The sequence below is a fragment of the Paracraurococcus ruber genome, from assembly GCF_004353985.1.
Taxonomy (GTDB): domain Bacteria; phylum Pseudomonadota; class Alphaproteobacteria; order Acetobacterales; family Acetobacteraceae; genus Paracraurococcus; species Paracraurococcus ruber.
Map to the genome: position 1 here is coordinate 1 of NZ_SMOA01000194.1, position 10818 is coordinate 10818.

The following is a 10818-nucleotide window of genomic DNA, read 5'->3' on the forward strand; positions in this document are numbered from 1 at the left end:
ATCGCGCCGGGCGGGCCATGGCCCGGCGCGGGCGCCGTCCCGGCGGCATGGCCGCGGCCGTGCCGTGCGGCCGAACCGGCTGCCGGACCGGCTGCCGGACCGGGCGGGGCGGCGATCCGGCCGCCCCCGCACGCCGCCTGCCCCCCCTTGGGGGCGGCGTCCGCGGATGGTCCTCCGCAGGCCGCGCTTGTCCCGAGCCGGGCCGGCGTATATAGGAAAATCGTCAGCGGCACTGCCATGGCCGGCGCTGCCGGGTGCCGGATGGCCGCCGGGTGGATCGCCCGGGACGCGCCGGCGCCCCGACGCCCGGCCAGGAGGGGGAAACCGGGCCGATAAAATCGCTCAATTCCTTATTTCCTCAGGCCGCGCGGGCGCAAGCCCTTGATGGCATTGAGGATGTCCGGAATGGGTCCGATCCGGACTCAGCCGAATTGAGTGCGCCGGCCCTGTCCGCCCCGGCTACATCGCCTTGCCCGTCGTCCAGCCGCCATCCACCGTCAGCACGGCGCCGGTCAGGAAGCCATTCGCCTCCTCGGCCAGGAACAGGATGGCGCGGGCGATGTCCGCCGGCTCGCCCCAGCTGCCTGTGGCATGCAGGCCACGGATGGTGGCGGCCATGTCGGGGTCCTGGAAATAGCGTTCGGTCAGCGGGGTGCGGATGACGCCGGGCGCCACCGCATTCACCCGGATGCCCTTGCCGCCCAGTTCCAGCGCCATCTCCTTGGTCAGGCCGACGACGCCATGCTTGGACGCGACATAGGCGGCGCGGTTCGGCGCCGCCACCAGCCCCAGGGTGGAGGCGAGGTTGACGATCCGCCCGGCCTTTCCCTGGGCGACCAGGCGCCGGGCGAATTCCTGGCTGGCCAGGAAGGTGCCGGTCAGGTTCACCGCCAGCACCCGGTTCCATTCGGCCAGCGAGAGGTCGAGCACGCTCTCGATCTCCCGCACGCCGGCCGAGTTCACCAGCACGTCCAGCCGGCCGAGCGCCGCTTCCGCCGCCGCGACGAAGCCCGCGACCGAGGCCGGGTCGGTCACGTCCAGCGCGACGCTCTCCGCCTCCCCGCCCGCGGCGCGGATCTCGGCCGCCACCGCCGCCGCCTGCCCGGCATCGCGGTCGCCGACCGCCACCCGCGCGCCTTCCTTCGCCGCCGAGAGGCAGACCTGCCGGCCGATGCCGCTGGCGCCGCCGGTGACCAGCACCGTCCGATCTTGGAAGCGCATGCCCCGTCCCTCCCCCATTCCTTATGGCGGGGAGTGTGCCGGCGGCCGCTTGCGGCGCCAACCTCGGTCCGGGCCCGCGCGGAGCGCGGCAGGGCGGAAACGCCCGCGCGCCTGCCTCCGCCCCGCGGGCGCCGCTATCGGCGCACCCCGATGGCGGCGGGCGTGAAGGCGATGCGGCGGACCCGGATGGTGCGGTCCTCGTCGAGCTTCATGTAGAGGAATTCGGCGAAGACCTGCCGCGTCTCCCAGTCCACCCTGGCGCAGACGAAGACGTCCAGCGTCTGCTGCACCAGGATCCAGTCCTCGGCCTCGTCGTCGTTCGGCTCGCAGACATCCACCTCGCCGGTGTGCAGCGCGTTGGCCTTGCCGAAGTCGTAGCTGAAGAAGATCAGCAGCACGCAGCCGAGCAGCGCCTGGCCCCAGAGCAGCGGCCGCCGCGCCATGGCGAATTGCGCCGGCGGCGCCTGCAGCAGCCGCATCGCGGCGCCGACCAGGATGGGCGAGGCGCCCCAATAGGCCGCCAGAACGATCAGCGTGTTGCGCGCCACATGCTGGAAGCTGGGGCTTTCGGTGATCAGCCAGAAGGCGGCGGCGAAGGCCAGCGGCAGGGGCAGCATCAGCCGTTCCGCCAGCCGGGTGAAGCCGCCCGGCGCGGCCAGGCGCCCGGCCCGCAGCGTCGCCAGCGCCAGCAGGCCCGACAGGATCAGGCCGCAGACCAGCGGCAGGATGAAGAACTGCACCGTCGCCGCGATGCCCTCGACATTCGCGGTCAGATAGGTGAAGCCGAACTGGTCCTGGTAGCCGAGCTGCGCGGCGGCCGAGACCATGTAGAGCGTGGCGGTGCCGATGCCGAGGATCGCCGCCTCGGCGATGCCGAGCCCGCCGCCGCCCTGGTCCGCGCCGCCATCCGCCGCGCCCGGTCCCGCTGCCTTCGCCATGCGTCCCGCCCCCAACGCCGCGGCGCCGTGCCGCGCTGTGCCGCCCGCCCGCCGCCGCCGCATCCGGTCCCGGACACGGACCTGCCGCTTCCCCATGCGCGGAGACTCGCCATGCGCGCCCGGACGGTCACGCCCGGCCACGCTCCGCCCTCGCTCCCCGCCCGCCGCGCGACTCCCCGCCACGATCCGCTCTACAGCGGCCTGCGTCCCTCGGCGAACGCCGCCTCGCAGCCGCGGCGCGCTGCGCCAGTTCTCCGCATCCCGCGCGGCGGCCTGCGTCCCTCGGCGAACGCCGCGCCGCCCAGCCGCCGCAGCCGCCGCGCGCCGGCCCGCCGACTTCCGTCGCAGGGCGGTCCGGCGCCCATGGGCGGATCCGCGCCGCGGGCCTTCGGGCCGCCGCCCTACCGCACCACCTGCACCGCCCGCGTCGACGGGATGGCGGTCGAGCTCTTCTTCAGGTTCAGCAGCTCGGTCAGCAGCGCCAGCACGCGCAGCGTGTAGTCGCCGGGCCGGCCATCCTCACCCGGCTCGGCGAAGGCTGGGACCAGCCAGGTCGCGCCGCCATGCTCCACCGTCCAGGCCACCGCCGGCGGCGGCGCATCCACCCCCTGCCGCGCCAGGCGGAACAGGCAGGCGGTGCGGCCGGGGCGCAGCGTGAAGGTGATGCAGGGCGCCTCGCCATCCGGCCGGCGCGGCATGTCCGCCTGCACCCGCACCAGGATGCCGAGGAAGCGCAGCACGTCCTGCACCGACCGGACTTCGATCCGCCAGGCACGGTGCGGCCGAGGCGAGGGAGCGGCCTCGGCCGCCGTCACCTCCTCCTGCACGCAGACCGCGGCATCCCCGCGCATCGGCGCCACGCCCATGCCCGCCACCGGCAGCAGCATGGCGCGGCCATCCGCCCGCACGCTGCGGCAGGCGGCCACCCGCGGCTCCCGCCGCTGCAGCTGGAAGCGGCCGCCGGGCACCGGGGCCAGCCGCACCCGGCCTTCCGCCAGCAGGGCCAGCACGCCCGCATCCGCCGCCTGCGCCGCGGTCAGCGGCGGGCCCACCGGGACGACCATGACATAAGGGTGGAAGACCATCGGGCCGTTGGCCAGCGTCGCCCGCAGCGCCGCCTTCAGGCTGGCGCTCGCGCCGCCCTGCACCGGGCAGTCCGGCCGGTCCAGCCAGCAGCGCGGGTCGTTTGGGAAGACCGCGTCGCGGTCCGGGTCCTGCACCGCGCTGAACAGCAGCAGCAGCAGCAGTTCTTCCGGCAGGCCGCGCTGCCAGTAGTAGCGGATGACCGATTCCTCCAGCGGCTCCAGCAGGCCGCGGGCGAATTCCTGGGTATCGAGGGCGGAGACGTCGAAGCTCGGCGCGGTGCCGCCGCTGAAGCCGAGCAGGAGGCCGCTGGTCGACCCGGCGCCGCCCACCGGCAGGCCGAGATTGCCGAAGCCGATGTTCAGCGACCCGCGGATCTGCGGCAGGGTGGTGAAGTGCAGCGGCGCCTCGTCCCGCGCCCGCAGGATGTTGCGGACCAGCAGGGTGTTCGCCGCCTGCTCCACGCTGGCGTTGTAGGCGATGGCCTGGTCGGCGATCGGCCGGGCAAGCGAACAGCCGCTGAGCGCCAGGGCCAGCGGCAGCCAGGCCAGCAGGCGGGCGGCGGGGAAGCGGGCGGCGGGGCGGGGCATGGCGGCGGCTCGGCGCAGGGGCGCCGCCATGCTAGGATGGATTGCGCAACGACGTGAACGCCGCGCCGCGCGACGCCGCCCCGGGACCGCCGATCCGCCGCGCCTTGCGGCCCGGCGCAACACGGCCGGCCAAAGCGGCGAGGCGGGCGCCGCGCGGAACCGGATCGAACGCCCTGGGCCTGGCCGCGCGGCGCGGGACGGGCCCTGACCCCCGGGCCCGGGCGCCTATTCCGCCGCGACCGCCGGCGGCGCGGTGCCGCCATGCTTGGCGCCGCGCGACTGCGTCCCCTGGGGCTTCTCATGCGCCATCTCGGCCATCGCCTTCTCGACATGGCGGGAGAAGACGAACTCGGCCGGCCGCTGGTTCGAGAGGTCGATCTCCGGCGCCATCTCGCCCTCGGTGCGCGGGCCGCGCATCTGCACCGCCAGCGCCTTCCAGGGGCGCTTCACGGCATCGACCACTGCCGTCGCCTCGAAGCCCGAATGCACCATGCAGTCGGCGCACTTTTCATAGTTGCCGGTGCCGTACTTGTCCCAGTCGGTGGTGTCCATCAGCTCCTGGAAGGTCTTGGCATAGCCCTCGCCCAGCAGGTAGCAGGGGCGCTGCCAGCCGAAGATGTTGCGCGTCGGGTTGCCCCAGGGCGTGCAATGGTAGGTCTGGTTGCCCGCCAGGAAATCCAGGAACAGGGGCGAGTTGCCCATTTTCCAGCCTTTGCCCTTGCCGCGGGCGAAGATGCCGCGGAACAGCTCCTTCGTCTTGCGGCGGTTCAGGAAGTGCTGCTGGTCCGGCGCGCGTTCATACGCATAGCCGGGGGAGACCATGATGGCGTCCACCTTCATCGCCGTGACGGCGTCGAAGAACTTGGCCATCCGCTCGGGCTCGGCGTTGTTGAACAGGGTGGCGTTGATCGCCACCCGGAAGCCGCGCGCCTTGGCGTCCTTCAGGGCCGCGACCGCGCGGTCGTAGACGCCTTCCTGGCTCACCGCCCAGTCATGCTGGTCCTTGTCGCCGTCCAGGTGGATGTCCCAGGTGAAGCGCGGATGCGGCTTGTACTGCTCGATCCGCTTCTCCAGCAGCAGGGCGTTGGTGCAGAGGATGACGATCTTGCCGCGGGCCAGGATGCCCTCGACGATCTGCGGCATCTCCTTGTGCAGCAGCGGCTCCCCGCCGGCGATGGCGACGACCGGCGCGCCGCACTGGTCCACCGCGTCCAGGCATTCCTCGACCGACAGGCGCTTGTTCAGGATGGGGTCGGGATAGTCGATCTTGCCGCAGCCGGCGCAGGCCAGGTTGCAGCGGAACAGCGGCTCCAGCATCAGCACCAGCGGGTAGCGCTTCCGCCCCGCCAGGTGCTGCTTCAGGATGTAGGCACCGACCTTGATCTGCTGCCGCAGCGGGATACCCATACGCTCCACACTCCTTCCCGGGCGGCGCCGGCCGGCCCGCGACCAATCCCAACCGATGCCATGGCACCCATGGCCCGGACCACATCCATTCCCGGCAGGGCAGGGCCGCGCCGGGCGGCGGCCTCATCCCGCGGGCGTGAGGCTGCCGCGCCGCCGCCCCGCCGGCTTGCACGCCTGCGCCGCCGTCAGGATGCCGCCCGCCGCTCCTCCGCCAGCAGGGCGGCCGGCAGCTTGAACTGCACATCCTCCACCAGGCCCGGCATGGTCGACACCTCGACCGGTCCCAGGCAGCGCAGCGCCTCGATCACCTCCTGCACCAGGCTTTCGGGCGCCGAGGCGCCGGCGGTGATCCCCACCGTCTCCGCCCCGCGCAGCCATTCGGGCCGCAGGCCCGCCGCATCCGCGATCAGGTAGCAGGGGACGCCCTGTTCCGTCCCGATCTCCCGCAGGCGGTTTGAATTGGAACTGTTGGCCGCCCCGACAACCAGCAGGACATCCACCCGCTTCGCCAATTCGCGCACCGCCGTCTGCCGGTTCTGCGTGGCGTAGCAGATGTCCCGCGTGTCCGGCCCCTGGATGTCCCGGAACCGGGCATGCAGCGCCTCGATCGTCGCGCGCGTCTCGTCCACCGACAGGGTGGTCTGCGTCACATAGGCGACAGGCCGGTCGGGCGGCAGCGGCAGCCGCGCCACGTCCTCGGCGCTGGCGACCAGATGCACCTCGCCCGGGATCTGCCCCAGCGTCCCGACCACCTCCGGATGGCCGGCATGGCCGATGAGGATGACGGCGCGCCCCATGCCGAGGTAGCGCCGCCCCTCATGATGCACCTTGGAGACCAGCGGGCAGGTCGCGTCCAGCACCGGCAGGCCGCGCGCCTCCGCCGCCGCCTCCACCGCGCGGGAGACGCCATGGGCGGAGAACACGGTCACCGCCCCCGCCGGCACCTCGTCCAGCTCCTGCACGAAGCGGGCGCCCTTGGCCTCCAGCGACTCGACCACGCGACGGTTGTGCACGATCTCATGCCGGACATAGACGGGGGCCCCGTATCTCTCTATGGCCCGCTCGACGATCTCCACCGCCCTGACGACGCCGGCGCAGAATCCCCTTGGCTGCGCCAGAATGATCCGCATTCCCCCGAACCCCCTCCGCCCGACGCGATTCCCGAGATGCCACACCCCATGGCATCCCGCATCGCAGCATCTTGCGCCCTTTGAATTTTGCGGCACCTTGCGACCCGCTTGCAACGAGGGGCGTGCCACGCCCGCCCCCGGGAGACCCGCCCTGCCACCCACCGTCCCCGCGACCCGGCCCGGCCGCCGCGCCCTGCCGGCCCTGATCGCCCTGCTGCTGTCGGCGCCGGCCCTGGCGCCCCGCCCGGCCGCGGCGCATGCCGTGGTCGTCGGTTCCGACCCGCCGGCCGGCGCCGAGCTGGCGGCGGCGCCGCCGCAGGTCGCCATCCGCTTCAACAGCCGCATCGACCATGCGCGCAGCCGGCTGGTGCTGGTGGGGCCCGAGGCGGTGCAGCAGCCGCTCGCCCTCGCGCCCGAACGCGACCCCACCCTGGTCGAGGCGGCGCTGGACCCGGCCGCGCCACTGGCACCGGGCGCCTGGCGGCTGCGCTGGCAGGTGCTGGCGGTGGACGGCCACATCACCCGCGGCGACATCCCCTTCACGCTGCAGCCGCGCTAGGGCCCGGCGATGGAGTCGCTGCTCGACCTCTATGGCTTTCTCAGCGTGGTGCTGCACGCCGCCGAGCTGGTGGCGCGCACCGCCGTGCTGGGCGGCACGGTTTTCTGGCTCGGCCTCGCGCTGCCGCTGGCCCCCTGGCTGCCGCCGGGCGACGCCGCGCAGCTGCGCCGCATCGGCCAGCGCGCGGTGGCCTGGGCGGCGGCGGCGGGCATCGGCACCGCCCTGGCGTCCAGCGGCCTCGCCGTACTGGCGCTGGGCGCCACGCTGGATGCGCCGCTGGCGGACCTGCTGGGGGCGGATTTCGTCCGCGCGGCCGCCACCGCCATCGCCGCCATGGCGGTGCTGCTGGCCATCGCGCTGGCCGGGCCCGAGCCCGGCCGCTGGCAGCGGATCGGCCTGCTGCTGGCCGCCGTCGCCCTGCTGCTCGGCGCCACCGCCGGCAGCCATGCGGTGGCGCGGACCGAGGGCCAGGCGGTGCTGCTGGCGGCGACCGCCCTGCACCAGGTGGGCGCCGCGCTCTGGATCGGCGGGCTGCCGGCGCTGCTGGCCGGCTTCCGGCTCAGCCCCGGCTCCGCCCGCATGGTCGGGCAGCGCTATTCCGCCTTCGCCGCCGGCGGGGTCGGGCTGATCCTGCTGGGCATCGCCGGCTACTGGGGCGGCTATATCGGCGGGACCGAGGCGCTCTACGGCACCGCCTATGGCGCCATGTCGGCGACCAAGGGGGTGATGTTCGCGCTGCTCCTCCTGCTCGGGGCGTCGAATTGGCTGCTGCTGCATCGCTACACGGCTTCGCCGCGCGGGCTGCTGCGGGTACGCCGCTTCGTCGAGGCGGAGATCGCCATCGGCATCGCCGTGCTGGCGGTGGCGGGCTCGCTCACCTCCGTCCCGCCGGCCGCCGACCTGCCGGACGACCGGGTGACCTGGGCCGAGATCACCGAGCGCTTCACCCCCGCCTGGCCAAGGCTGGAAAGCCCGAGCCATGGCGACCTGGCGATCCCGCGCCTGCAGGCGCAGCTGGATGCCGAATGGCAGGCGAAGCAGGCGGCGCAGCGGCCGCAGGCCTTCACCCCGGGGGAGGGGCTGCTGCCGCCGCGCAATGCGCAGGACATCGCCTGGAGCGAGTACAACCACCACTGGTCCGGCATCATGGTGTTGCTGGTGGCGCTGGCGGCGCTGCTGGACGCGACCGGGCGGGTACCGCTGGCCCGGCACTGGCCGCTGGTCTTCCTCGGCCTCGCGGCCTTCATCCTGGTGCGCTCGGACCCGGAGGCCTGGCCGCTCGGCGAGATCGGCCTGCTGGACAGCCTGCGCGACCCGGAGGTGGTGCAGCACAAGCTGGCCGGGCTGCTGGTGGTGGGCTTCGCCGTCGCCGAATGGTGGGTGCGGCTGGGCCGGCTGACCGGCTGGCCGCGCTTCGTCTTCCCGAGCGCGATGGTGGCGGGCGGCGTGCTGCTGCTGGCGCACACCCACGCCATCTCCAACGTCAAGGAAGCCCTGCTGGTCGAGCTGTCGCACCTGCCGCTGGCGGTGCTGGCGGTGGTCGGCGGCTGCGCCCGCTTCGCGGAGCTGCGCGGCCCGGCGGAGATCGCCCGCTGGGCCCGCTGGACCTGGCCGCTCTGCCTGCTGCTCATCGGGCTGCTGCTGATCCTGTACCGGGAGGCGTGAGGGACGGCGCCGCGGCGCCTGCCGGCCGCAGCCCCGCGGGCAGCGGCCGGGGCGCGGACCATGCCGCCCCGGCGCGCCATGCCGGCCCCCGGATGCGGGGCTGCCGGAGCCTCGGGGGCGGTTCCGCGCCCGGGCGTTCTGCCCTAGGGCGGGTCGCGGGAGGGCGTGAACGCCCGGACGCGAGACTCCGCTCTGCAGGCAACAGGATAGGGCGGTTGCCGTTCGCCACGGCTCGCGGCAATCGCTCCAGCCATTTGAATCGAAGAGCATCTTTGCCCGATCAGGTGATTCCACCGGATCGGGATCTGCCCTAGGAGCCGGCAGCGTGACCGGTTGGACCCGACATCGCCTCGATATGGCCGCCCGCCGCGGCATCGCCCGCCGGGACGCGCGGCGCGGCGCGGCCGCGTCCCGCCCATGAGCACGCCCCGGCCGGGCGCGACGCCGCCGCATGCACGCGGCGGGCTTGCCGCCTTCCTCGCCACCCGCCTGGTCGCCGCCAGCATCCGCCGCCCGCGCCTGGTGCTCGCCCTCGCGCTGCTGATCGCCGCCGCGTCCTGCTGGGTGGTCGTCACCCGCTTCGCGCTGAACACCGATGTCGCCGCGCTCTTCCCGCAGGACCTGCCCTGGCGGCAGACCGAGGTGGCGATGGACCGCGCCTTCCCGCAGCGGGTGGACGTCATCGCCGCGGTGCTGGACGGCGCGACGCCCGACCTGGCCGACCGCGCCGCCGCCCGCCTGGCCGAGGCGCTGCAGGCGCGCCCCGACCTGTTCCACCGCGTCGCCCGCCCGGGCGCCGAGCCCTTCTTCCGGCAGGCCGCCCTGCTCTTCCCGGAGGAGGAGGCGGTGCGCGAGGCGACCGGGCGCATCATCGCCGCCCAGCCGCTGCTGGGAACGCTGGCCGCCGATCCCAGCCTGCGCGGGGTCGCCCGCACGCTCGACCTGGTGGCGGAGGGGCTGCGGCGGGACGAGGGCGAGCCGGCGCTGCTGCGCCCCGCCCTCGCCGCCCTGGCGGCGAGCGCGGACGGCGCGGCGCAGGGCCACCTCGTCCCGCTCGACTGGGCCTCGCTCTTCACCGGCCAGGCGCCGGACCCGCTGGCGCTGCGGCGCTTCGTGCTGATCCGGCCGGTGCCCGACTACGGCGCCCTCGCCCCGGTCGCCGCCGCCACCGATGCGGTGCGGGCGGAGGCGGCGCGGCTGGGCCTGACGCCGGAGAACGGGGTGCGGGTGCGCCTGACCGGCGACCTGGTGATGGCGGACGAGGAATTCTCCACCGTCTTCGGCGGCGCCATCCTGGAGAACATCCTCTCGCTCTGCGCCGTCGCCATCCTGCTCTGGCTCGGCCTCCGCTCGGGGCGGCTGATCTTCCCCATCCTCGGCACGCTGGTGCTCGGCCTGCCGATCACCGCCGCCTTCGGCCTGCTGGCGGTGGGGCCCTTCAACCCGCTCTCCATCGCCTTCGCCGTGCTGTTCATCGGCTTCGGGGTGGATTTCGGCATCCAGTACGCGGTCAGCCTGCGGGAATACCGCTACGAGCTGGCCGACCGGCCGCTGCCGGAGGCGCTGGTCGGCGCCGCGCATGGCGCGGGGGAGGCGATCGCGCTCGCCGCCATGGCGCTCTCCTGCGGCTTCCTCGCCTTCCTGCCCACGGATTATCGCGGCGTCTCGGAACTTGGCCTGATCGCCGCCGCGGGCATGGCGGTCGCCGTCTTGCTCAGCCTGACGGCGCTGCCAGCCTGGTTCACCCTGACCCGGCCGCGGCCGGAGCGCGAGCCGGTGGGCTACGCCATGCTGGCGCCGCTCGACCGCGCGCTGGCGCGGCATGCGCGGCTGGCGGCGGGCGGCGTGCTGCTGCTCGGCCTCGCCGCCGCGGCGACGCTGCCCTGGCTGCGCTTCGACACCAACCCCCTGAACCTGCGCGACCCGCAGACCGAGGCGGTCTCGACCTTCCGCGACCTGATGCGGGACCCGGACACCACGCCCAACACCATCGAGGCGCTGGCCCCCGACCTGCCCGCCGCGCAGGACCTGGCGCGGCGGCTGGCGGCGCTGCCGGAGGTGGCCGGCACCACGACCCTGGCGAGCTTCGTGCCGGCGGGGCAGGACGCGAAGCTGGCGCTGATCGAGGATGCGCGCGACCTGCTGGGCGCGACGCTGGAACCGCCCGTGCCGGCGCCGCCGCCGACGGCGGCCGAGGCAGCCGCGGCGCTGGCCCGCGCCGCCGC

8 protein-coding genes are annotated in these 10818 nt (G+C 74.3%); 3 read left to right on the plus strand and 5 right to left on the minus strand.

The genetic code is table 11. From position 1 onward, the window contains the following. Window positions 1-459 precede the first annotated feature (459 nt). The 5 genes from E2C05_RS23560 to ispH all read right to left on the minus strand — a co-directional run bounded on the left by E2C05_RS23560 (window position 460) and on the right by ispH (window position 6369). Complete coding sequence (locus E2C05_RS23560; protein WP_133222091.1) at window positions 460-1221, minus strand: SDR family NAD(P)-dependent oxidoreductase; 762 nt, start codon at window positions 1219-1221, stop codon at window positions 460-462. Between the two features lie 134 nt (window positions 1222-1355). Continuing rightward, window positions 1356-2159, minus strand: coding sequence for a hypothetical protein (locus E2C05_RS23565; protein WP_133222092.1), 804 nt, complete (start codon window positions 2157-2159; stop codon window positions 1356-1358). A gap of 401 nt (window positions 2160-2560) precedes the next feature. Then, entirely contained in the window at window positions 2561-3832 is a 1272-nt protein-coding gene (locus tag E2C05_RS23570; protein WP_133222093.1) for a hypothetical protein, read from the minus strand. A gap of 225 nt (window positions 3833-4057) precedes the next feature. Next, a complete protein-coding gene (gene hpnH, locus E2C05_RS23575; protein WP_133222094.1) occupies window positions 4058-5239 on the minus strand; it encodes an adenosyl-hopene transferase HpnH in 1182 nt (393 codons plus the stop codon). Window positions 5240-5424: 185 nt separating this feature from the next. Then, window positions 5425-6369: a 4-hydroxy-3-methylbut-2-enyl diphosphate reductase gene (gene ispH, locus E2C05_RS23580; RefSeq protein WP_133222095.1), complete on the minus strand. Its 945-nt coding sequence runs from the start codon at window positions 6367-6369 to the stop codon at window positions 5425-5427. A 97-nt stretch (window positions 6370-6466) separates the two neighbouring features. Here ispH and E2C05_RS23585 point away from each other — a divergent pair, with 97 nt between their 5' ends. The 3 genes from E2C05_RS23585 to E2C05_RS23595 all read left to right on the plus strand — a co-directional run. Then, window positions 6467-6928 (plus strand): copper resistance CopC family protein, encoded by a 462-nt coding sequence (locus E2C05_RS23585; protein ID WP_205082994.1) that lies wholly within the window; start codon window positions 6467-6469, stop codon window positions 6926-6928. A gap of 9 nt (window positions 6929-6937) precedes the next feature. Continuing rightward, window positions 6938-8593, plus strand: a complete 1656-nt coding sequence (locus E2C05_RS23590) for a CopD family protein (protein ID WP_133222097.1) — start codon at window positions 6938-6940, stop codon at window positions 8591-8593. Between the two features lie 417 nt (window positions 8594-9010). Beyond that, window positions 9011-10818, plus strand: a 1808-nt coding sequence (locus E2C05_RS23595) for an MMPL family transporter (protein ID WP_133222098.1), incomplete at its 3' end; no start/stop codon positions are given.

Excerpts from the sequence above, each read along its gene's own strand:
- E2C05_RS23590 (WP_133222097.1), top strand. The coding sequence starts at position 6,938 with ATGGAGTCGCTGCTCGACCTCTATGGCTTTCTCAGCGTGGTGCTGCAC.
- E2C05_RS23560 (WP_133222091.1), bottom strand. The coding sequence starts at position 1,221 with ATGCGCTTCCAAGATCGGACGGTGCTGGTCACCGGCGGCGCCAGCGGC.
- ispH (WP_133222095.1), bottom strand. The coding sequence starts at position 6,369 with ATGCGGATCATTCTGGCGCAGCCAAGGGGATTCTGCGCCGGCGTCGTC.
- E2C05_RS23570 (WP_133222093.1), bottom strand. The coding sequence starts at position 3,832 with ATGCCCCGCCCCGCCGCCCGCTTCCCCGCCGCCCGCCTGCTGGCCTGG.
- E2C05_RS23565 (WP_133222092.1), bottom strand. The coding sequence starts at position 2,159 with ATGGCGAAGGCAGCGGGACCGGGCGCGGCGGATGGCGGCGCGGACCAG.
- hpnH (WP_133222094.1), bottom strand. The coding sequence starts at position 5,239 with ATGGGTATCCCGCTGCGGCAGCAGATCAAGGTCGGTGCCTACATCCTG.